Source organism: Rufibacter aurantiacus (genome assembly GCF_017916345.1).
GTDB classification, from domain to species: Bacteria; Bacteroidota; Bacteroidia; order Cytophagales; family Hymenobacteraceae; genus Nibribacter; species Nibribacter roseolus.
In genome coordinates this window covers 52,634-76,532 of the sequence record NZ_JAFMSV010000006.1, presented here as the reverse complement: position 1 = coordinate 76,532, position 23,899 = coordinate 52,634, and the positions used below count along the sequence as shown (strand labels likewise).

Annotated in this window: 15 protein-coding genes; 5 read left to right on the top strand and 10 right to left on the bottom strand. The window is 48.8% G+C overall.

Going from position 1 to position 23,899, the window contains the following annotated elements; genetic code table 11:
* Positions 1-599 precede the first annotated feature (599 nt).
* A complete protein-coding gene (gene hrpB / locus J3P34_RS21375; RefSeq protein ID WP_210490666.1) occupies positions 600-3,074 on the bottom strand; it encodes an ATP-dependent helicase HrpB in 2,475 nt (824 codons plus the stop codon).
* 663 nt (positions 3,075-3,737) lie between these two features.
* Between hrpB and J3P34_RS21370 the strand changes: the two genes are divergently transcribed.
* Positions 3,738-5,573: a hypothetical protein gene (locus tag J3P34_RS21370; protein WP_210490665.1), complete on the top strand. Its 1,836-nt coding sequence runs from the start codon at positions 3,738-3,740 to the stop codon at positions 5,571-5,573.
* A gap of 479 nt (positions 5,574-6,052) precedes the next feature.
* Positions 6,053-7,471 carry a hypothetical protein gene (locus tag J3P34_RS21365; protein WP_210490664.1) on the top strand — a complete coding sequence of 473 codons (1,419 nt, stop codon included), beginning with the start codon at positions 6,053-6,055 and terminating at the stop codon, positions 7,469-7,471.
* A gap of 523 nt (positions 7,472-7,994) precedes the next feature.
* On the opposite strand, the gene J3P34_RS21360 is transcribed toward J3P34_RS21365, so the two are convergent.
* On the bottom strand, positions 7,995-9,206 hold the full coding sequence (locus J3P34_RS21360; RefSeq protein ID WP_210490663.1) for an acetyltransferase domain-containing protein: 1,212 nt from the start codon (positions 9,204-9,206) through the stop codon (positions 7,995-7,997).
* Between the two features lie 327 nt (positions 9,207-9,533).
* Between J3P34_RS21360 and J3P34_RS21355 the strand changes: the two genes are divergently transcribed.
* Complete coding sequence (locus J3P34_RS21355) at positions 9,534-10,637, top strand: SGNH/GDSL hydrolase family protein (RefSeq protein WP_210490662.1); 1,104 nt, start codon at positions 9,534-9,536, stop codon at positions 10,635-10,637.
* 633 nt (positions 10,638-11,270) lie between these two features.
* On the opposite strand, the gene J3P34_RS21350 is transcribed toward J3P34_RS21355, so the two are convergent.
* The 5 genes from J3P34_RS21350 to J3P34_RS21330 form a co-directional block, all read right to left on the bottom strand.
* Positions 11,271-12,347, bottom strand: a complete 1,077-nt coding sequence (locus J3P34_RS21350; RefSeq protein ID WP_210490661.1) for a zinc-binding metallopeptidase family protein — start codon at positions 12,345-12,347, stop codon at positions 11,271-11,273.
* A 55-nt stretch (positions 12,348-12,402) separates the two neighbouring features.
* On the bottom strand, positions 12,403-13,302 hold the full coding sequence (locus J3P34_RS21345; RefSeq protein WP_210490660.1) for a transglutaminase domain-containing protein: 900 nt from the start codon (positions 13,300-13,302) through the stop codon (positions 12,403-12,405).
* 22 nt (positions 13,303-13,324) lie between these two features.
* Entirely contained in the window at positions 13,325-14,278 is a 954-nt protein-coding gene (locus J3P34_RS21340) for an alpha-E domain-containing protein (RefSeq protein ID WP_210465424.1), read from the bottom strand.
* A gap of 168 nt (positions 14,279-14,446) precedes the next feature.
* Positions 14,447-14,812: an endonuclease domain-containing protein gene (locus J3P34_RS21335; protein WP_210490659.1), complete on the bottom strand. Its 366-nt coding sequence runs from the start codon at positions 14,810-14,812 to the stop codon at positions 14,447-14,449.
* 227 nt (positions 14,813-15,039) lie between these two features.
* Positions 15,040-16,662, bottom strand: coding sequence for a circularly permuted type 2 ATP-grasp protein (locus tag J3P34_RS21330; protein ID WP_210490658.1), 1,623 nt, complete (start codon positions 16,660-16,662; stop codon positions 15,040-15,042).
* A 783-nt stretch (positions 16,663-17,445) separates the two neighbouring features.
* Between J3P34_RS21330 and J3P34_RS21325 the strand changes: the two genes are divergently transcribed.
* Positions 17,446-19,161 carry a mechanosensitive ion channel family protein gene (locus J3P34_RS21325; protein WP_246853844.1) on the top strand — a complete coding sequence of 572 codons (1,716 nt, stop codon included), beginning with the start codon at positions 17,446-17,448 and terminating at the stop codon, positions 19,159-19,161.
* A gap of 322 nt (positions 19,162-19,483) precedes the next feature.
* On the opposite strand, the gene J3P34_RS21320 is transcribed toward J3P34_RS21325, so the two are convergent.
* Positions 19,484-22,369, bottom strand: a complete 2,886-nt coding sequence (locus J3P34_RS21320; RefSeq protein WP_210490656.1) for an SMEK domain-containing protein — start codon at positions 22,367-22,369, stop codon at positions 19,484-19,486.
* A gap of 102 nt (positions 22,370-22,471) precedes the next feature.
* Between J3P34_RS21320 and J3P34_RS21315 the strand changes: the two genes are divergently transcribed.
* Positions 22,472-22,696 carry a hypothetical protein gene (locus J3P34_RS21315; RefSeq protein ID WP_210490655.1) on the top strand — a complete coding sequence of 75 codons (225 nt, stop codon included), beginning with the start codon at positions 22,472-22,474 and terminating at the stop codon, positions 22,694-22,696.
* A gap of 46 nt (positions 22,697-22,742) precedes the next feature.
* Here J3P34_RS21315 and J3P34_RS21310 read toward each other — a convergent pair whose 3' ends face one another.
* Positions 22,743-23,330, bottom strand: a complete 588-nt coding sequence (locus J3P34_RS21310; protein WP_210490654.1) for a hypothetical protein — start codon at positions 23,328-23,330, stop codon at positions 22,743-22,745.
* The gene (locus tag J3P34_RS21305; RefSeq protein ID WP_210490653.1) at positions 23,327-23,830 is read right to left on the bottom strand and encodes a hypothetical protein; all 504 of its coding nucleotides are present in this window, start codon (positions 23,828-23,830) and stop codon (positions 23,327-23,329) included. Before J3P34_RS21305 ends, J3P34_RS21310 begins: the two co-directional genes overlap by 4 nt.
* Positions 23,831-23,899 lie beyond the last annotated feature (69 nt).

Below are 23,899 nucleotides of genomic sequence, written 5' to 3'. Positions count from 1 at the left end.
ACAAGCTTCAAATGACTTGTATGTTATACCTGTGCTCTGAAAGCTTTCGCCCCACGGCAGTTGCAACCTGCCGGCCATTATAGGTCCAAGTCGCAGACTTGAACCATGGTGAATGAACCTACCCCTACCCCTCCGAGGAGGGGAATAAAAACCTGCCATATTTTGGGGTGGTTCGATGTTGCGAGCTGCAAAGGCTTTAACCAAAAGCACCAATTCCAGCCTTTCGGTGGAGCGCCTTGTCAGGTTCCGGTGCCGACAGGCATTGCGACCGCAGGGAGCAAAGGAAGCTGGCGCAGCGCGAGGCCGGAAGGCGGGGCCTCGCGGCCGTGAGCGCACGGAGCTCAGCCATGCAACAACACAGCTTATGCACCCACGCAAACTGCCGCGCCACGCCAGCGAAAGCGGACTAAGCATACATGAACTTTAAACTTTATATAATAACCGGCTAATTTCATTTAGAGCCTGTTTTTACAAAATCAGCTATTAAACACCTAGTCAGACATAAACAAAACTGAATTTCCATCACTGTTCGCCTACAAGACACCTTAAGATAGGCAAATCATAACCCTACCAAAGCTTTGCAGCACCCGCTAATAACCTTACTTCCAGGCTATCTTTGAAAACTTCTTCACCAGCATCGGCTTCAAAGACCGGTATTCTTCCTGCCAGAAACTATGCAGGCTATGTACAACCCGTAGAGGCTTCAAATCTGGGGTGAGCAGGTGAAGGACCACGCTCACGTCTCCGCCGTCCACAGTGGGGTTGTTTTCCCAGTCCAGCACATCCTGCAGCCGGATCTCCAGCAGAGGTGGCTGGCCATTGCCAGGGTAGGCAAGCTCCATTTCGTGGCTATCTGGTAAGACCAGGGTAGCCGGGGCCAGCTCATCCAGGAGAGCAGTTTTTTCCCGGTCCAGCATGCCCTTCAGGATGGGGAGCAGGTCAATCTCGAACAGGTCCTCGCCAATCTCCACATCCTCCAGGTAATAGGCAAGCCAGTCGGCGCTGGTGAGCAGCAGGGTGGGGGTGCTCAGGTCGGGGAAGCCTTCGGTGGGGTGCCATTTTCGCAGGCTGAGTACCCGGTTCTGAAACTGCACCACTTCCGGGGAGAAGTTCAGGAGCGCCTCGCCCTCACGTTTAATGGTCTCGCAGATGGCCTGGATCAGGAAGCGGTCATCCGGTGGGGGCAAAGGCTTGCTTTGAAGCACGATGGAGCCGATGCGCAGGTCGCGGGAGGCGGTAAGTTCGCCCTCTTCAGGGTCCCAGTTGACTACGTCTTTCTGCTTCACCAGGGGCGCCAAGTCTTTGGGGTTGAGCGGCGAGGCCAGGAAAATGCGACCCATCCCTTCGCCACCGGCGTGCAGGTGGGCAATGGCCAGCCACGGATCATGTGCCAGGTCATCGCGGTGGCCGGCACTGGCGTATTTGCCGTTGGCCAGCTGGAACTGGGCATTGTTGCCAGGTCGGGCGTAGGCAATGCGTTCTGGGTAGCAGTTAGCCAATAGCACACCTGTCTCATACGGGTCCACGGCCGAGTTCTCCGGATCTATGCTGAACATGCGGCGGTACTGGGTGGCTATCTTCTCAATTTTTGAGAAACGTTTGTTGTGCATTTGCTCTTTCCGGAAGCGCCGGAGGGCCTCAATGCGGAGGTTCAGGTCAATGCCGGCTTCGCGGGGTAGCGGGTCGCGTTCTTCCAGCAGGGCGGCAATATCGGTAGCCAAAGGCAGTTGATCGCTTTCCTGGGCAGCCAGCAACATGTGGGCCAGGCGCGGGTGCGTGGGCAGGGCGTGCATCTTGCGGCCATGCTCGGTGATGCGGCCGTTCTCCAGGGCATTGAGTTGGTGCAGGGTTTCCTGGGCCTGCAGCAAGGCGGCTTTGGGCGGAGGGGTGAGCCAGGTAAGTTGCCGGATGTCTATAATACCCCAGGCGGCCATGTCCAACACCAGCGGGGATAAATCAGCGTCCAGGATCTCGGGGGTACGATGCGGCGTGAGGCGGGCGTGCAGGTTCTCGGTCCAGAGCCGGTAGCAGGTACCCGGACCCAATCGCCCGGCCCGTCCGGCCCGCTGGTCGGCGGCGTCTTTGGAGATGCGCACGGTCTCCAGGCGGCTCAGGCCGGTGCCGGGGTCAAAGCGCTGGGTTTTGGCAAAGCCGGTATCCACCACTACGCTCACGCCTTCAATGGTCAAACTGGTTTCGGCAATAGAGGTAGCCAGTACCACTTTGCGTTTGCCGTTCCGGTCTGGCATAATGGCGGCGTATTGTTTGCCGGGTGGCAGCATCCCAAACAGCGGGTGGATGGCAATGTTGCGCAAATCTCTCCGCAGGAAAGATTCTACCTTTCTGATGTCGTTCTCGCCGGGGAGGAACACCAGCACATCGCCTTCCTTTTCCCGCAGGGCCTGTTTGATGGTGCGGACGGTCATCTCGTGCAGCAGGTGCGGATCGGTCTCGCCGGCGTAGTGGATGTCAATGGGGTATTGCCGGCCCTGGCTCTGTGCCACCGGCGCTTTGAGCAGGCGGGTGAGTTCGGGCATGTTGAGGGTAGCGCTCATGACCATGATGCGGAGGTCGGGGCGCTGGGTGGCCTGGGCCTCGCGGGAAAGCGCCATAGCTACATCGGCGTGGATGCTGCGCTCATGGAACTCATCAAAAATGACCAAGCCCACACCCTTCAGGGCGTTGTCTGAGTGCAGCATGCGGGTAAGGATTCCCTCAGTGACTACTTCCAGGCGGGTTTTCTCTGAGATGCGGTTCTCAAACCTGATGCGGTAGCCAACGGTCTGGCCTACTTCTTCGCCCAACAGTTGGGCCAGCCGCTCGGCAATGGTGCGGGCCGCGAGCCGACGAGGCTCCAGCATGATGATTTTCTGCCCCTTCAGCCAGGCCTCGTCTAAGATAGCCAGCGGCAGCAAGGTAGATTTTCCTGCCCCTGGAGGCGCGTTCACAATAAGCGTGTTCTCGGCGGTGAGGTGTTCCCGCACCGACGGGATGATCTCCCTAATGGGTAAGTCTATATTGAATGGGTTGAAAGGCAAAGCAATTGAATTAGGTGTGAAAAGTGACGGCCTCATTACTTTCAGGCCAGCCCCCAAAGTTACGGGAAAATAAGCGGTTAGGTACGTGCCACAGTTGTCCTGCCAAACGGGAATAAAAATGAAGAAAAACTCCTTGGCCATCTCGCCAAATCAAACACGGCAGGCCGCGCAGAAATCTTCTCTCAGGGATTAATCTCCTTGGGGAAATCTGGTATTAAGCAAGTGTTGCAGGTCTTCCACTGGCTTTAAGTTTTTGCCTGTTTCTAGGTTGTTTTGCGAAAACCGGTGTTAAGACACCTAACCCTCCCATTCCTCATGAGCATACTTCCAATAAAAAAAAATTGCATAATCCTTGGGCATCTTCCCTAGTCCTGGTAATCCCTGAGGATAATTGAAGCTTACCCGTAGAGGATGCCCTTCAGTTCTATGTTGGTACAATTATGAAATTCATAATTTGATTAGTGTTGCTTAAGGATGGCGTAAAGTGCAAAATTATAAGTAGTTACATGTAAAATTGGCGCAAATAGCCCTTAATGGAGGTTAATTTCACAAGTGTTATATGGACATTAAATGTGGTAAATACTGAAAATTAGATAATAAAATTTATTTATAGTTGAAAATTTGACAAATGAGCATGCGAAAATGTAAATTGTATTACAGATTTTATAATTTATTATTCAACTAAAACAGTAAGCTATTATGAAAAAAAATCTATTCAAATTCAGCATGTTACTTGCTGTGGCTACTGTATTCTATGGTTGTAGTCCAGAGGAGGAAGAACTGGCGCAACCAGATGTACTGGGTAAATCCAGTAAAAACACGACGACTACTGAGAGCTGTGAAACTGTAACCTTTGACAAATTTACCAGAGGACAGAACGGCTTCGTGAATGCAGTGATGAGTGACAAAGCATCTGCTCCCATCTACGTGAGTGCCTATAGAAAAACGGCACCCAATACGTATTCTTCCACAAACGTGGCGAATATCTTCAACTCCAGCCAGCCTACTCCCGTTCCGGATGTGAATCAGATTGATGACATCCTTACTCCGCACCAAAACTTTGGCGGTGGTGGTGTGGGAGCCGGTGGTGCCTCCGGGCCATTCGCCAACAATACATCCCTTGGTAACTTATTAATCATCAACCGCACCAATGACCCCGCACAGGCTTACGATAATAACCAAGGCGGTAAGTTTGTGTTTGATTTCTCTTCTTACGGCACCGTAACCATGAACTCCATTACCGTTATGGACGTGGACGACTATGAAGCAGGTGGTAAAGTGGTTTTGTATGGTATTGGCGGAACTGTGCTTAAAACCGTAATGCTGCAGGTAAGCGGCGACAACGGCAAGCAAAGAGTAGAGCTAGGTAATACCAGCGGCGTGGTTAAAATGGAAGTGTACTTAGGCCCAAGCGGTACCTTAACCGGCTCCGGTGCTATTGACAACATTGTCTTCAACTGCCTGCCACCAACTGAGTGCGAAGTTGTTGACTTTACCAGATATGTGAGAGGTTCAGACGGATTCTTGTCTTACGTGACCAGTAACCAGTCCTGGACTCCAATCTACGTAAGTGCCTTCAGAAGAACCGCTCCAAACACTTACAGCATAACTGATGTGCCTAACGTCTTCAACTCTGGTCAGCCAACCCCAATTCCTGACATCAACCAGATAGATGATATCCTGACGCCTCACCAAAACTTTGGCGGTGGCGGTGTTGGAGAGGGTGGTGCCGCTGGCCCGTACGCCAATAACATGGCACTGGGTAACGTGTTCATCATTAACCGCACAAATGACCCAACCATGGCCTATGACAGCAACACTGGCGGTAAAATGGTGTTTGACTTCTCTGCCTATGGCTCTGTAAGCCTAACTTCCATCACTGTGCTGGATGTTGACTCTTATGAAGCCGGCGGTAAAGTGGTGCTGTACGGTGCCGGTAATACCGTGCTCAAAACCGTAATGCTGCAAGTGAGCGGTGACAATGGTAAACAGATTGTGAACCTGGGTGGTACCACAGGTGTGGTAAGAATGGAAGTGTTCCTGGGCCCTGGTGGAATCTCGCCAAATGGTCAGCTGAGCGGCTCTGGTGCGGTAGACAACATTGTCTTCAACTGTCCTCCTCCGCCACCAGTAGAATACGGCTGTACCTACACCCAAGGCTACTGGAAAAACCACGCTACCGGCAAGAAACGTGATGCTACCTGGGGTAACCTGGCTAACTCTACCTTCTACGGAAGCGGCATGACCTACCTGCAATTGTTCAACACGCCACCAAAAGGAGGCAATGCCTACATCATCCTGGCACACCAATACATGGCTGCCAAACTGAATAGGATGCAGGCCTCTTCTACTCCTCAGGTGGATGCCGCATTTGCCGCTGCCACAGCCTACTTCTCCGCTAAGTCTGGCGGCAGTTACCGGAACACCATTTCGTCTCCATACAATACCGCTACCAGGTCTCAGCTTATCCAATGGGCTGGTATCCTGGGTGCTTACAATGAAGGCAAAATTGGTCCGGGCCACTGCGATGATTAACGTAGAATGCTAGTCTAATCAAATAAAAAACGCCGTTGCAGAAAGCCCTGCAACGGCGTTTTTTATTGCCCAAACTTTGAGTACATGAAAAGGACAGTTGTTTTGAAGGAATGAGGGAGATGTCCTTTTCAAGGGTTTCCCCAAAAGCGACTTCTAAACGCTCAGAAGTTGGCAGGTTAACTTTAGCGAAGCCTCAGTCGATAGTATAAAACCGGAGGTTTGTTCAGTAATATCTGTAAGTACATTGTTTAGTGCAATATGTCATTAGAAAAGATCAATAAAACCTAATTCTCAGCACTTTAGAGGCCAAAATATGGCTTAACCTAAAGAATGGACATAAAAAATTGAAAATTAATAATAACATAATTAGAAACTTTGTAACATTTTTCATAAATAGCAGGTATCAAAGATTAAATATTACTGTGTAACAATCTAAAATTCTATAAACCAATTTTTTCATTTAAACCCTAATAATTATTATGAAAGTAAACCTACTGAGAGGCAGCATGTTACTGGCTGCAGCTACTTTGATCTACGGTTGTAACCCCGAGTCGGAGGAGATGATCCAGCCAGATGCGTTAAGCAACGCAAACCAAAACCCAATGACAGAATCCTGTGAGACCATCTCCTTTGATAAGGTAATCAGAGGAAAAGACGGCTTTGTGACGGCCGTGATGAGTGACCAGGCTAACACACCCATTATGGTGACGGCCAACCGCAGGACCGCTCCCTACACGTTTGCGGCCACCAACTCGGCCAACATCTTCAACTCTGGCCAAACCGGACCTCTGGGCAATGACGTGGACGACATCCTTACGCCGCACAAAGACTTTGGCGGCTGGGGAGTAGGAGATGGCGGCAAGAAAGGTAAAACCTACGCCAACAACACCGCCCTGGGCAACGTCATGATTATTAACCGCACCGACAGCCCAACCCCGGCCTATGACAGCAACAACGGAGGTAAGCTATTCCTTGACTTCTCGGCCTACGGCACTGTTACCATGAACTCCATCACCGTACTGGACGTGGATTCATATGAAAACGGTGGCAAAGTGGAACTGCGTGACATCAAAGGCAATGTGCTGAAAACCGTGAAACTTGCCGTGAGCGGGAACAACGGTAAACAGATTGTGAACCTGGGCGGAACCCCAGGTGTGGTGAAAATGGTGATTACCCTTGGCAACAGCGGCCAATTGGTGGGCTCAGGTGCCATTGATGACATCACGTTCAACTGCACCCCTAAACCAGCCTGCGAAACCGTAGCCTTCACCAGATTCACCAGAGGAGCAGATGGCTTCGTGAACGCCGTAACCAGCGACCAGTCTACTACGCCAATCATGGTGAGCGCCTTCAGAAGAACCGCTACCAACGTGTACAGCAAGGTAAACGCCGCAAACATCTTCAACTCTGCGCAGCCAACTTCCATCGGCAACCAGGTGACAGATATCCTTACCCCTCACCAGAACTTCGGTGGTGGTGGCGTAGGTGATGGTGGTGCCGCCGGTCCTTTCGTGAACAACGTGCCATTGGGTCACACACTCATCGTGAACAGAACCACAGATCCAAACAAAGCCTATGACAACAACCTGGGTGGTAAGTTTGTGTTTGACTTCTCTAAATTCGGATCAGTGAGCCTAAGCTCTATTACCGTGCTGGACGTGGATGACTATGAGGCCGGTACCAAAGTGGTGCTGTACGATGGTGCTTCCAAAGTGCTGAAAGAAGTGATACTGCCTATCAGCGGTAACAACGGTAAGCAAACTGTTGACCTTGGTGGTACTTCAGGCGTGGTGAAAATGGAAGTGATCCTGGGACCAAAAGGTATTTCGCCAAACGGTACCTTCAGCGGATCAGGCGCTATTGACAACATCATGTTCAACTGCCCGCCAACCATGTAATTCAATCCCTGGTTCACAGACTTCTGGTGAAAAGATAAGTTAGCCGTTGAGAAACACCCGTAAAGTCCTTGTCATTCATCACCAAGCCTGATCAGGAATCTTAATCACAAACCAAAACGCCGATGTTAGAACCTTCTAACATCGGCGTTTTTCTTTTGCCTATTAGCTGAATTGCGTTTGTAGTTTATAATACGTTAGATGGGCTTTCTCCAAAGGAAAACCGTTTAGAGGCTGGTTTTGCCAAAACAGCCTCTAAACGGTTTCTGTTCTTATTGCCTTATATTGACCTCTCACTGCCGCAAGTTTGAGCGCAGCGGTAACTTGTGCCTTGCATTGTCGCCAGTTTGTAACTGGCATGGTACGTAATCAGATCCTATGTTTTGCCAGTTGCAAACTGGCGGTCATTTCTACTCCAAGTTACCGCTGCGCTCAAACTTGAAGTATGGGTCTTTGGTTTTTAGTCCGCTCTTGAAAAAGTAGGCTGTAAACAGCTTTTCAGTGAGCTTTTGGTTACCAACGCTGCTTACAGATAACTCAGCCAACGGTTCTCCGGGTGGGCGGCTTTGTAGCGGCCATACCATCTGCAAAGCGGATACAGTGCCAGCACCAGGCAAATCCAGAAAAGGTAAATGAAAGGAATTTCCAGGCCTACGCCGGTTTTGGGTCGGCCAAACTCCAGGGAGCCGAAGGGCAGATCGTTCCAGGAAACACCCTGCAGAAGGACCATCACCAGCATGGACGTGTGGATGGTGTACCAGTGGATAAGGTAGAAAAACATGGGCACCCGCCCGTAGATGGAGAAGAACCGGGTAAAGCCGTTTTGAACCCGGTTCAGGAAACCGAGCAGCAAAAACATGAGTCCCAGAAACAGAGCAGTGTACAGGAGCGAAGGCGGGTATTTGGTGACATTGATAAAGGACAGGAAAGTGAGGAGCGGAGTCTCCTGCGCCGTCCAGGGGTTAGGTTCCCCGTAGGCCTGGGTAAAACGGAGCACTGCAAACAAGGCCAGCGCTACCGCACCAGCCAGGAAAAGCATTTTGCGGCGGGGCCCCTCGGCCCTCTTGAACACCTCGCCAAACCCAAAACCTAGCAACAGCATGCCCAGCCACGGAATCACCGGGTAAGCCACCAACAGCGAAAGATGCTCGCTCGACTGGAAAAAGCCCGGCCTGAAAAGAATGGAGTACGCAAACTTACCCAACATAGACTGAGCCGGTCCCACGGGGGGCAAGAGGTTATGCAACAGAATGATGGCCAGTCCAATGCCCCCAAGAACCCTTGAAGGCAGGCGCAGGAGCAAGCCCAGGACTACAAACCCGAACCCAATGGCAAAAATCACCTGGAACATGATGGTCCGGAAGAAGATGTCAAACCAGATCCCGAAGCCGACGACCGTCACCTCCAGCACCATGAGCCAGAACCCGCGGGAAAGCAGGAACCGCTGCGCCCGCGCATAGTTCCCATCTTTCTGCAGCGACAGGTACGCCGAGGTGCCCGCCAGAAACACGAACGTGGGCGCGCAGAAATGGGTGACCCAGCGCGTGAGAAAAAGGGCAGGGGTAGTGGTGTTCAGATCCAGCGGGTCCTGCACCAAAGCGGTGGTGTGCAACAGATCGCGCACATGATCCAGCGCCATGATTACAATGGCCAGGCCGCGCACTACGTCAATAGAAGATACCCTGGTTTTTTGCTCTAACAGGGGGGGAGAGGTAGTGGTGGCGGCGGTTTGCAACATGGCGTTTGCGTTGGTTGGATGACCCCTGCTTAGTACAGGTAAAACTAAAGTACTTAACTTCTGGCAGATAAACCAGTCAACTCCAGAGGTGCTTCGCAGCCGGACTTTCCCTTTGCTATTTGGAACTTTGGGCTGATTTTCCCTTGTACAACCCATGGCTTAGGAGAGATCTTCAAGACTACGCAGGGCAATTTCAGGCAGAGGCAATTGCCCCATTCACATCCTCGCGCCAGCCATGACCTGGCAATGGCAAGGTTAATCCTACTGGCGCATGGAAACCCACCGGAATATCTTTATTCTTGCAATGTGTAGCCTTATTAAATCTCTATGAAAAACAGATACGCTTACTTAGCCGCCGTGCTTTGTGTTTTGCAGGTGGGCTGTACCGCGGTGCCGGGAACTTCGGAAGGCCAGGTTCAGGAACTGCCCGCTACCGCCTTGCAGCCAGTAGGGCGCTTCCAGGTGAATAAGGTCCAGGGGCTGGAACTGATCAGCTCGGCGGTGCACTTTGGGTTCAGCTTTGAAGGCACCCAGGCCCAGGTGATGACTTCGCTTTTTAACCCAAAAGGCCATAGCTACCTGCAATATGAGTTGGACGGCGTTTACCAGAAGAGAATCAGAATAGACGGTCCACAAGATACGCTGGTCATTACCGCACCCACATCTGGCAAGCACACCGTCTGGGTCTATAAAACCACCGAGGCGCACTCTGGTCCGGTGGTGATCCGGAAAGTGACCGGCCCCAAAGTATCGGCCCTGAAACCTGCTTCTAAACCTTTGATTGAGTTCATCGGGAACAGCATCACGTGCGGGGCGGCCGCTGATCCGTCTGAGGTACCCTGCGGCACCGGCGAGTACCACGACCAGCACAATGCCTACATGGCCTATGGCCCCCAGGTTGCCCGTGCCGTGAAGGCCGATTTTATCTTGAGCAGCGTAAGCGGCTATGGCGCCTACCGCAACTGGAACAGCAACGGCCCCACCTTGCCCGAGGTCTACGAGAAGATAGATTTTCAGGACAAGAACCCGCAGCGCTGGGACTTCAGCCGGTTCTCCCCGCAGATTGTCTCCATCGCCTTGGGCACCAATGATTTCAGCGACGGCGACGGCAAAACCCCACGGCTACCCTTTGACAGCGCCACTTTCGTGAAGGCTTATATCGGGTTTGTGAAGAACGTAAAAGCCATATACCCCAAGGCCCAGATCGCGTTGCTGAGTAGCCCTATGATGAACGGTGCCAAAAAGCAAGCCCTGGAGAACTGCCTCAGTGCCGTGAAGGCCCAGGTGGATGCCACTTATCCCGCCGCTAAACCCGTAGCCCTGCACTTCTTCAAACCCATGCGCGCCACCGGCTGCACCGGCCACCCCAACGTAGAAGAGCACGGCGTCATGGCCGCAGAACTGGAGCCCTTCTTCAAGAAGCTGCTTTAAGTTAGGTTCCTTTTAAGTCAAGGTTAACCCTTAGAAAGACCTCCTGTTTAGGGGCTGTTTTCATTTTAACAGCCCCTAAACAGGAGGTCTTTTTGCTTTGCTTCTATCGCTGGCGCGAGCGTCCCGCTCGTGTCCGCACGCATTCCCGGGTATTATCCATTCACACACTCCTGTCATCTTGGAAAGATCTTGTGGGCGAACTAGAAAAACCTTGGTGAAACGCTATTACCGTTTGCTCACAAGATCCTTTCAGGATGACAATAAAACTATCTGGAATGCGTGCGGACACGAGCGGGACGCTCGCGCCAGCGGGAGGTGGTCATGTGAGATATGCTGGTTGTTTAGTTAAGACCTACTTCATAACATGCTTCAAGTTTGAGGGCAGCGGTAACGTGGAGTAGAAATGACCGCCAGTTTGCAACTGGCGCAAAATAGGATCTGGATACGTACCAAGCCAATTACAAACTGGCATCATGATAAGCCACAAGTTACCGCTGTGCTCAAACTTGCGGCAGGAGTAGGTAGAAACAATCATCCGTTTAGCGCCTGTTTTGATAAAATAGGCGCTAAACGGATGATTGTTTCCCGGGCATGAATTTCAGAAAGGATAGGCAAAGTTCTTAACGGAAAAGCCTATTCCTTTTTCCTGTTCTTCTGGATGAGGCGGTGAATGTAGCGCAGTTTTTCTACGACCGGTTCTGAGAAGGTTTCGGGGAGGAGGTCTGGGAGGCCCAGGGAGCGGTTCACTTCGTTTACTTTCAGGCTTAGGTCTGCGTAGCGGATGAGCATTTCCTCTAGTCGGGTGTCTACCAGGTCGTCGCTGGGGAGTTCCAGAAGGTCGTGGTTGTCGGCGGTGTCCAGGACGGCCATCATGTCCATGTAGGTTCCCCAGGTTTCAGCGAAGTCTTCCCAGGAGTGCATGGTGGCGTACGCACTGATGTAGCTGTTCTGCCAGTTGGGTTTAGGGCCGTTTTTGTAATACAGGTCCATGGCCTCGGAATAAGTGGGGTTTTCATGGTCGCCGAAGACCGCTTTGTAGGCTTCTTCGTCTTTGTTCTGGACCAGCAGTTGCCAATAGTAGTGGCCTACCTCGTGCCGGAAATGGCCAATGAGGGTGCGGTGCGTCTCTCCGAAGGAGACGCGCAGTTTCTCGCGCTCCACAGGATCTGCCTCGCTGAGGTTGATGGTGATCTTGCCATCGGCGTGGCCGGTGAAGACCTTCTCGCCTTTCTCCAGGCCAATCCAGCCCAGGATGGGGGAGGCCTCCACGTCTTCTTTGAAGTCAAAGGAGAGGGGCAGTTCAAAGTTCTCGGCTTTGGAGCCGTAGGGCAGGCCCAGTTCATCCAGGAGGTAGAGCAGGCGGCGTTTGGCCACCTCCAGGTCGTACCATTTCTGGGCATTGCCCTCTATTGATAAATCAGGGATGGTCTCAGTGAGCTGGCAATACTCGCAGAGCTGGTCAAACTTGTGGGGCTGGCCCGCCGGGGTTTCCACCATGCGGTTGCAGACATTGTAGGTAGAGTAGTTGTAGCATTTCACCACATGGGCGCCGCACTCCTTGTTGGTGCAGGTGTAGCCGCCCTTGCCGTCCAGTTCCATGGCGTGCATGCCCTCGCATACCGGGCACCAACCTACCTCGCGGTTACAGGACACACAGAAAGAATTCTCAAAGAATAATTTATTACCGCAACTGCAGTGAAATGTTTTCATGCTAAAGGTTCTTTATTGGCAGCTATTAATAGCCACCCTGGTAATGCAAATCCGCTTACTCCTGAAAGCTGGACTGCGTTTGTTCTTGCAGGGCAAAGGATGTCTCCTGCACCGGATGAACGCTTACGCCGTAACTGGTTTTCTGCTTGCCGTTGGTCTTAATGGTGCCTTTGATGGGGCTGCAATCGGCGTAGTCTGACCCGTGGGTGGCTTTGATGTAGTGTGCGTCTGCCAGCAGGTTATTGGTGGGATCAAAGCCTTGCCACCCGAAGCCGGGTATATACGCCTCAGCCCAGGCATGCATCACGGCAGAGCCTGTCAGGTGCAGGCCCTGGTTCAGGTACCCAGACACATATCGGCACGGAATCCTGTTCAAGCGCGCAATGCCCAGGAACAGGTGCGTGTAATCCTGGCACACACCCCGGCGTAGTTTGAGCACCTCGTTGGCGCTGGTGCACACGTGGGTGGGCTCGGGGTCAAACTCCAGCAGTTCATAAATATGGGAGTTCAGCCTTTGCAGGTAACCATACACTGTTTCGTGGGGCTCCCGCATGGGCAGTTGTGGGCGGTGGTTATCCGCAATGCGGGTATAATGGTCAAAACCCAGGTACAGGTGATTCTCCAGGTAGAACAGGTGGTCCTGCAGCTGGCGTTGCTCTTCCTCCACGGTCAGTGTGCCTTCTACCGGAAACCAGGTCTGGTCTTTTTCCACCACGGCCCGCATCTCAAACTCAAAGGTGTTGAACGGTTCCACCGTGTGCAGGCTGATCACCTCAAAGCCAAAAGGATTAAGGTGCTGAAAGGTATCGGCGCTCAGAGAGTTGCTCAGGGAAACGCTGCGCACCACCTGGCTCTCGTTCTGGCAGGGTAGCACCTGAAAAGAAAAGAAGGCCTCCCTCACATTTTCTTCATACGTGTTGTGGGTGCGGTACACCACCTCGTATTCTGTTTTCATATAGGCAAGGCCATAACTGGCATCAATGGTATTTTAAATATTTTACGTCTAGTAGGTTAGCAATCTCATAGATGTTCTCCAGGGTTCTTTGCAGGAACTGCGAAGCCCGGTCTTCTACTTCCTCTATGGTGAGGTACTGGAAACGGCAGGCCAGTTTCCCGGCCATGAACTCCAGCGATTCTTTCCGGCTTTCTTCCTGCTGAAAAGAGATGCCCTCAATGCATTTCCTGATCCAATCCATGCTATACGCAACAGACTTGGGAAACTGGCTATCAAAAAGCAAAAAATCCAGTACGTGTGACCGGGTAGGGCTGGTTCTGTGGCAGCGCATGAACATGTCAAAGGCCTCGGTGCTCTTGAGGGTGGTGCTCCACTGGTAGTTCTCCAGGGCGTTTCCCTGCTTCAGGAACTCCAGCTTCTCAATGTCATCCAGTTTGGTTTGCAGGATTCTGATAACCTGGATGGCGCGCTCCAGGTGCATGCCCAGGGAAATCAGCATCCAGACATCATTGTGGAGCAAGGTATTTTCAATGTAGCCCTTGGTGATATAGCTGTTCTCCTCAATTCTGCGGGAAAAGAATTCAATCTCTTCTGAGGCCATCTCTGAGGTCATGAGCTCGTTCACCTTGTGGTAAAACCGGTTAATGGCTTCCCATAATTCAATGGAGATATTATCGCGGGAGCCGCGGGCATTCTCCCTGATGCGGCCAATGTAGCTGAGTATGGAGAACTGGTTAGATTCAGAGATGGAGATAAAGTCAATGACCTTGTCATCTTCCAGCTTGTCATGTACCCCAAAATACGCCTCCTTGCTGCCCGCCATGTTCAGGATAGATTCAAGGACTAATTCGCGGTGCGGGCCCAGCGGCGCATCTACTGAGGAGACATACTGTACCCGCGTGTAACGGGCAATGTGCTCGGCCCGCTCAATGTAGCGCCCCATCCAAAACAAGCTGTTTCCAATTCTTGATAGCATATGTGGTTGTGTAGTTCTGAGTCTAGAGTTATGAGTCCTGGGGCAGGAATACTGACCAAGGAGATTGATTTTCTATTCTTATGTTTACTTTATCTGTTGGTCCCCATTGAAGGGGGTAGGGGAATGATCTGCTTCTGCTGGTCACCAATTCCCCAATGGTGTTTCTGTTTATGCCTTGTTTTTCTCAATCCAGTGCTCAACGGTACGCTGCACATTGGAGATGTCTTTCATTACTTCTCCATCCGTGAACCGCAAGACTGTGAATCCCAATTCTGCTAATGCCTGGTCTCTCTCCTGGTCTTCTTCTGTTTTGAAATGGTGGGTGTACCCATCTACTTCAATAATCAATTTCAAATCCGGGCCCATGAAATCAGCGATGAACCTGGCTGCCGGGCGCTGCCTTAAAAACGTGTACCCCATTCGGCCTTTGCTAAACACTTCACACCACAACCTAACCTCCGCTCTGGTAGAATCTGCCCTTTTTACTCTGGCAAATGGCTTCAGGTTCTTGTTGTAATGGTGGTTCAGAGGCATCAGCTTAAAACATTTAGTTTGTTAAAGTTGCTAGGTTCGTTTCATAGCTACTGGTTTCGCTTCTTTCTGCTGCCTTGTCATCCCCCTACCCCCTTCAAAGGGGGACTTATCAGCTGAAGTATTTATGAAGTAATAATTAAATATGGTCGGGAAAGCAGGTGGTCCCCCTTTGAAGGGGGTAGGGGGATGACCCACTCGTGCAGATCAGTTTTGCCCCTACACCTCTTTTACTCCGCCCCGGGCTTGCCCATAGACATGCTGCCCTCCGTACCGATGGACATGCCTTGCGGGCCCATGGTCATGGTCTGGCCGTCCATGGTCATGCTTTGTTCTGTGGAGCCGTTCTGGTGCATGAACATGCCGGCGCCGTCTTCCATCATGACCCAGGTGTCTTTGGAGCCGCCGCCCTGCGAGGAATTCACAATGAGGCTGCCTTTCTTGAGGGCCACGCGGGAGAGACCTCCTTTGAGCACGAACTGGCGGTCTTTGCCCAGAAGCGTGAAGGTGCGCAAGTCTACGTGGCGGGGTTCAAACTGGTCTTCGCCCTCAATGAAAGTGGCGTGCATAGACAGGTTCATGATGGGCTGGGCAATGTATTTGCGCCGGTTCTCGGTTACCAGGGTTTTGAACTCGGCTAGCTGCTCTTTGGTAGCCTTGTTCCCGATGAGGATACCATAGCCGCCGCTTTCATCCACGGGTTTGATCACCAGGTTGGCCATGTTCTCCAGCACGTATTTGAAGTCATCGTCTTTCTCGCAGCGGTAGGTATGCACGTTGTTCAGGATAGGCTCCTGCTGCAGGTAGTACCGGATAATATCGGGCACGTAGGTGTACACGGCCTTGTCATCGGCGAAGCCGGTGCCGGGCGCATTCAAGAGGTTCACGTTGCCTTTCTTGTAAGCCGCCATGATGCCGGGCACGCCCAGCATGGAGTCTGGTTTAAACGCCATCGGGTCCAGGAAGTCATCGTCCAGGCGGCGGTACACCACGTCTACCCGTTTGGGCCCGTTAATGGTCTTCATGTACACGAAGTTCTTCTCTACGTACAGGTCGCGGCCTTCTACCAGCGGTACGCCCATGGTGAGGGCCAGGAAAGCATGCTCAAAGTAAGCCGAGTTGTATACGCCGGGGGTAAGCACCACGCAGGTAGGCGCGTCAATGCCCTTGGGCGCTACACTCTGCATGGTGGCCAGCAGTTCCTGCGGATACTCCTGCACAGTGCTCACGTTAAACTGCCGGAACATCTGGAACAGGATCCGTTTCATGGCCACACGGTTAGAGAGCACGTAGCTGATGCCTGAGGGGCAACGCAGGTTGTCTTCCAGCACATAATACTGGCCGTCTGAGTGCTTGATGAGGTCAGTGCCCGAGATGTGGTTGTAAATGCCGCCAATGGGTTTGAAGTCCAGCATGGCCTTGAGATAGTTCTTAGACGAGAAGATGAGCTCAGCGGGGACTACCTTGTCTCTGAGGATGTGCTGTTTGGAGTAGATGTCCTGCATGAAAAGGTTCAGGGCCAGGCACCGCTGGATAATGCCTTCTTCCAGGTGGGCCCACTCCTGGGCCGGGATGATGCGCGGAAACAGGTCAAAGGGGAAGATGCGCTCCACGCCCTTTGACTTGTCTGAGTACACCGAGAAGGTAATGCCCTGGTTGAAGAAAGACATCTTGGCGTGCTCATTCAACTCCTTGAAATCTTCTTTGGAAAACTCCTGGAACTGCTGGTACACGGCCTGGTAGTGCGGGTGCACCTGGCCCGGGGCCATGAATACTTCGTCTAAAAATTGCGGCGGAATCTGATAGTTCCCTAAAATCCCATTGCTTTGGTTCTGGCGCAAAGCTGCATCCATATCTGTAGGTCTAAACTTGTTTGTCTTGAGAAATAACTTTTTCCTCTTGTTTAACAGGCCTGGTTTCCCGGCCTGTTTTCTGCCCCTTTTCCCGAAAGTAAAGGCCAAACGCCGATCAGTTCTCTCAACCGGTTACCTGAGGATGCCGGTTTAAAAAAGGGACGCGCTGGCCGCGTTGGAAGCACGCGTTCTTAGCCCTGGGGGGCTGGTACCTCTGAAAGTGCACCTTACGCAAAACCCGGGGGACAACGTTGGCTTGTAGAAGCCCTAAAACCCGCCTGTTGGTGAAAATCCGTATTTACTTTTGAGTGTTCTGGTATTTGCCGCAGAAGGTAGAAGAAGCCTTACCGTGCAGTAGGGGTAAATTCGTGCACCGGAAGCCAGAATAATTCTGCAGTTTTGATTAACCATCTGCAGACTGCCAAACGGACTTTCAGGTGCCCAGGCAAAAAGCCGGAAGAGGATGGTTTCAGCTTACCCAGGGGGAGAAGGGAAATAATCATTGCTGAGGGGAAAAGCTTTTGAATGCCCGCCTACATTGAGTTGGTTCTGCGGGGATTTCATAACACATGAACCCAGGAATCGTTTTAAGGCAAGTGGGCCAGAACCGAAGCCGGAAGGTGCCTTGCCTGAAACCAGGCCAGCCTGTACCCTGGTTTTCTGCCTACTGCCTGTGTTATTATTTCACCACAGAGATCCCTTATGATTAAACTATTGCCCGTATTCAGCCCCTTTCCTTTTCTTGAAAAACATACCTGGGCCAGGGGCCTGAGATGCTATTTTTTGCTCTTTGCCCTGACCTTGCTTTCGCTGCCTTCCCTAGCGCAGGAGCAGGCCAAAGACACCACCGCCGCCGAAGCGGTGGAACCCGACTGGCCCATTGATACCCTGGGCCGCCGTACGCCGCGGGGAGCGGTGCAGGGCTTTATCAGGTCCATCGCCCGGGAGAACTATGAAAAGGCCGCCCTGTACCTGAACCTGGACAGCACCCTTGACCAGAAACAGAACGGCGCCAAGCTGGCGCATGCGCTGCAACGGCTCTTAGACCAGAGCGGCGAGATTGTCCCATACTCTTTGTTGAGCGATACCTACGAAGGCCGCGAAGACGATAACCTGGGACCCAACCTGGAACGGGTAGGGGAGGCAACCGTCAACGGCGAGGAGTTTGATCTGTTTCTGGAGAAGATGGAAGACGCGGAAGGCGGCCCCATATGGCTTTTCTCTTCCCAAACCGTGCAGCGCATTCCTCCCATCATTGAGGAGGCAGACAAGCCCCTCGCCGACAAGGTGATGCCGCAAGTTGCCGTGGAAACCAAATGGAACGGCGTGCCGGTGGGGCAGTGGTTTTTCCTGCTGCTCATTGCGGTGCTGGCCTATGCGGCGTCCTGGGTGGTGATCAAGACATCGGTATTTTTCTTGAAGCGCGGCTGGCGCCGGGCCCGCGAAGAGCATATTGCGGCCATCATCCAGGCGTTCTCGCTGCCCATTCAACTGTACCTGGCTTTATGGCTGTTTATTATCACTACGCAGCGGGTGGGTATCTCTATTATTGTGCGCCAGCAGTTTAGCCAGTTAACGGTGCTTATTGGGCTGGCAGTGTTCCTGCTCCTGCTGTGGCGCCTGATTGAGGTGATGTCTCAGTACCTGGAGCGGCGCCTTACCCGCAAACGCAACCAGGCGGCGCTCTCGGCGGTGCTGTTCCTGCGGCGCGGGGCCAAGATCGCGATTGTGGTCTTCGGGGTGATTGCATTTCTGGGCACGCTGGGCTTTGACGTGACTACCGGTCTGGCGGCCCTGGGGATTGGCGGTATTGCCCTGGCGCTGGGCGCGCAGAAAACCGTGGAGAACTTTGTGGGCAGCGTAACGCTCATCGCCGATCAGCCCATCAGGGTAGGGGACTTCTGCAAGGTGGGCGAGACCACCGGCACCGTGGAATCCATTGGCATGCGTTCTACCCGCCTGCGGACGAACGACCGCACGGTGGTCACCATCCCCAACGGCGATTTCTCCTCGCAGCGCATTGAGAACTTCGCGCACCGCGACCGCGTCTGGTTCCACCCCACCTTTGGCGTGCGCTGTGACACCAGCCCCGACCAGATCCGGTACCTGCTGGTGGAACTTCGGAGCATTCTCTACGCCCACCCCAAGATTGACCCTGAGTCGGCCCGCGTGCGGTTTGTGGGCGTGGGGGCCTCCTCGTATAACCTGGAGGTGTTCTCCTACGTGATGACCGCGGATTACAACGAGTTTCTGGAGATCCAGGAAGACCTGCTGCTGCGCATGCTGGACGTGATCAATGCCAGCGGATCGGGGTTGGCGTTTCCGTCCCAGACACTGTACCTGGGCCGCGACACCGGCTTGTCTGAGGAGAAAACCCAGGCCGCCGAGGCCAAGGTACGCCAATGGCGCGAGGCCGATGACCTGCCCCTCCCTGGTTTCAGCGAGGAACGGATTGCAAGCCTACGCAACACCATTCCTTATAAGGAGAAGGACGCTTAGGGGAGGATGGAATAGAAAACCCGTTCTGGGCTTGTTGTTCAGAAAACAGGCCCAGAACGGGGTTTTGCTTTGTAGGCTTGTGGATGCGGGTAAGTGCTACAAATTCGGCACGTGGTCCAACGCCATGAGTACAATGGCTAACCCCGGACCACATCAATGGAGTAAACTCGGTTTTGGAGGGCTTGCGCCAGCGGAGTAGAAGCTTCAGTGTGGAGCATAGGCGGGACTGAGTGAGTAATTTTTTTCTTTGTTTGCCGTAATTTTCTACTTGTTTAAATATTTAAAACAGGTAGAAAATTACTTAAGCATTTTTTAATAAAAATTAATTTATAAACTTTGGGTAGAATTTTTCATAGAAATAGCTGTTGCTTTTAGGGTCTTTTAAGCTTACGCCTGGGTAGTAGGTTTTTGTTATTTTTTTTATAAACTGCTCTAGCTTTAAGTCCTTATTATTCTTTAGTAGATTATTAAGTTCAATAGGGTCTAAATTTAAAGTCGCAGAAACTTTGGAAGCCGATGAGTTGAGTATAGCATAGGTTATTCCACTTAAGAAAAGTTTATTCTTTCTTGATAATATGCTTGTGTTTTCTTTGAATAAAAACGAAATACACCAATTGAATTTGTTAGACCCAAAAAATATTTTTTGTTTAAAATATGAACTGTATATTTTATGTGTTGAGTTAAGGCTAAATTTTTTTATGAATTCAGATAAGGAATCTAGGTAAGTGTTTTCGTTTAATAAAAAAGGATAATGATCAAGTATAAATAAATATTCATTATCAAAGTTTAAAGAGTTTTCTTTTAAAATTTTTATTAGGGAAGTCTCTCCAGATGCTATTGATAATTCATAAGCAAAAATTCCAAGATTTTCTTCTTTTAAATTTGGACTTTTTCTTTTTATGAGTTTTTCAAATGATTGATCTATTAAAGGCTTGAATTTTTCTAAAGTATAGAGTGCTAATAAGCTGTTAAAAAGATGTTCTTTGTAATCATTTTTATTGTCTTTTGATTTGCTAGTAAGATCAAAACAGCTTTGGATTGAATTTTCAAAAAGGAAATTTGAAATTCTAGGACTTACGTTTTTAAGATATTTGATGATCTGAAGAAAAAATAAAATAGCATCTATCCCATTTTTATTTACTTGTTCTTCAATGATTTCATCTAAAACCTCAAAGTCAATCATTTGATCATCAATTTTACATATAAGGAGTTCCAAAACTACTGCCCAAGATGATAAACCAATAAAGTTTGTTAATATGTTTTTGAATATATGTTGATTTTTGTGCTTTGAATAATAATTGCTAAAGATGAAATAGGCTGTAAAGTATTCTAAGAATGTTTTGTGAGTGAATTTATTTTCTAAATAAATTGATCTAGTTTTAGCAAACTCCAAAAACTCAGTTGCTGCTGAGTCTGCTAAATTGTCTTCAGAAAATTCGTTTTTTTCAAGGAGATATTGTTTGATGTGGTTTTGGGAATTGGTATAATTGAAAACTCTATTTTTTCCACTTTCTGAAAATTGCCAATATGCTAAGGAAGAGAATACAGAAACTTTATTTCCAACTTTCAAATTAATCTTAAGCTTCTTTTCATTGGTGTCACGTGTGTCGACTATTGTTTGTGTGCAACCTTCGTATATTTTCAATTTACTAGTAGGAATTTCTAATTCATTTCGGTAAAGAATTAAAATCAAGGATAACAGTAGAGGATTGTATTTTAATTCGGGATCAACATTCTTTAGTTGTTGAAGACAATTCTTGATCTCGTTTTCTCGAATAACTTTATTGGGTTCTTCAAGATTATACCAGTTGTTTACATATTTCTCAACTTGGGAATCATTGAAGTTGTTTACAACTAAGCTGCTGAATTGCTTACCATCTAAATTCACTTCCTCGTATGATTCAAATCTACTAGTTACAAGAACTTTCGATTCTTGATAGCTTTTAACGAAATTCTCAATATCATTTCTTACAGAAATTCTTTCTTGTATATCAAAAATCTCATCCAAACCATCAAAAAATACTAAAGTTGGAAAATACTGTAAAATATATTGGAGATTCTCAGCCGAGATATTGAGCTGGTATTCTTCCTTAAGTAATGATTCAAGGTAATCTACAATGCCAATATTTTTTGAGGTCTTTATTTGGTTATACTTGTGAAGTTCGATTCTTAAAGGTAAAGTTTTGTAAATTTCCGAACTTTCGAAAACATCAGTATCATTCTCTAGTATTTTGCAAATAGAGTATTTAATCATTGAAGATTTTCCTGCCCCTGGATTGCCTAAAAGAACAATGTTATTATGGATAGTATATAGTTTGGAGAATTCAATTCCTTTTGTAGTTGAATAAAAAAAATCGTTTTTACTTAGAATTTCATAAGCTTCAATTGATTCAATTTTATCTGTTTCTAGTTTTATTTTTATCTCATTTTTTAATGCTTCTTTTAATTCAAATATACTTTCCTCATAAATTCTAGATTTTAATTTATTATAATGAGTTTCAATGTTTACTTTTATTTTAGATGTGTTTAAGCTAAATGTCGGTGACACAAAAAGAGAGTAAAGTTCAACTTCCCTAGGTTTCTTACTGATTGATAAACCAAAGAAATTTAGTCTTGAGAAGTTGGTTAGGCATTTTTCTTTATAACTTTCTCTGAATTCTTCTAGTTGTTTAAAGGTGAATATGCCATTTATCTTGCTCTCAGAAAATTGTCTTTCTAGTAGATTTGCTATCTCCCTTATATTGTCGAAATTATTCTGTGTTTTTATTTTGTTATATATGTCAGATGCATCTAAAATGTGTTCTTTTGCCTTGAATTTAAATTTGTCTTTGCTTTTGTCAATGCTTTCTTGGGAGTAACTGCTTTGTTTGTCTGTTAGTATATAAATGAATAACGTTTTTACATCCTTAAAATTTGTAGATTTTGATAACTTCTCTAAAGTGTTTTTAACTTTAGATATTTTGTTAGTTGATGTAACTTGAATCGCAGTTTTATTTGTGATGTCTATTAAGTCGATTGAATCGGCATTCTTTACCTCGTTATTTGCATTCTTAAAATTGCTTTCAAAAACTAGGTTTAGGATTGGAATCAAAATATTTTCTGAATGAATGTTTATATCATATTCATTGTTTGCAGAGCTTATTTTTACAATCTGTTGGTACCAGCCTAAATATTTCTTGATTTTGTTTAGATAGTCAATTTGGTTCATTGATTTAGCTAAGTATGGTTTTTGGATATCTAAATATAGGGAAATACCTTTTATGGTTTTAAATCATCATTTAATTATTATAAAGTATTGTTAAGTAAGTATATGGTGGATTTGCATTTTCAAGCAGATGAAAATCCCATTACCAGCTTCGTCACCGTTCGTGGTGCACGCGAGCAAAACCTGAAGAACATGGATTTCACCATCCCGAGACGCGCTGGTGGTGTTCATGGGCGTGTTAGGAAAGTCGTCCCTGGCGTTCGTGTTGCAAGACAAATTCCATTCAGTGCTGTAAAGCAGAAGAGCCGTTTTGAAACTGTTTTCATTTAAACAGCTTCAAAACGGCTCTTCTGCTTTAGGTTGGTAGAACTTCTTATTAGGTGAGCAGGTCTTTTAGTTGAAGTTGAAAAACTAAATACTCATGTTCCTCTTCGTCAATATAGCCCATTTCCATTAGCCACTCAAATCTTGCCAGGTGAACTTCACGGCTTAAATGAGGCTCAATGTTCCCAAACTTGTTCTTGTAGTAACATTTAATCTGTTCATACAATGCAGCAATAAAATTATCAACTTCCCCCTTAGAAGGAGAGGACCTGAACAATTCCAGTACCTTGGTGCCACCTGTTAAATACACCACCTCTTTATTGAGGCTTTGCAAGGCGAATACTGTTAAGAACCCAAAGAAAACAGCACTTGCCGCCCACATGAGAACCTCTACTAAGCGTTCTCCATTGATTAGGGCATCAACGAGCAGGTATAAGTCAAGCAGTAGCAGCAGGCCAAAAAATATGACCCCTATCATAGCACCCTTCTCCTGTTTCTTTACCTGTTCAAAACCAAGTTCTTCATACTTAATGGTGTATTCCAGGTTTTCCTGCAGGGTTTTAGAAACCACTTTCACCCCAGTCTTCTCCAGGTAAAATTCTTTCTTAGTAAACTGTGCCCGTTGCTTTAACTCCGTCATTTGTTTCTGTATATAAAAAGGAAAGCCGCTATGAGGCCGCCCGCGATGATCATAAAATTGCCAAAGAAAAGATTGAAGTCTCCTCTAATGTAGTGTGGCTTCCCTTCTTTTTCTATCTGTTGGGTGAAAAAGATAATCTTCTCGGCTTCCCCATTTGATTGAGCAAAAAACGGGGCTTCTTCATAGTACACCGTCACCGTGTCGCCTGGCCTCAGTTTGGCGATGGATTGAAAATCAGGAAGAAAATCTCCTGATTCCCCTCCTAAATAGACCTCAAAGGCTTTCTCAAAACCTGCTACTTGAATGTATCGGTCTTTGGGGCCTGCTCTCCTTGGAAAATCTGGATGCTTTTCTAAGATACTTGTGATTGGCCCGGTGACCTGTTCAAATTCTGACAATTCCTTTTTGCCCGAGAACACCATATACAGCCCCATGAAAATAATCAATAAGGTGCCTACCCAATACATAGGGTTATAAATAGCAAAAGCAGATTTGTTCATATCGCTCAAGCAGCGGTAAAATAGATTAAGAAACAATAAAGGTAGCAAATAGGTACCTTGCTTAATGAT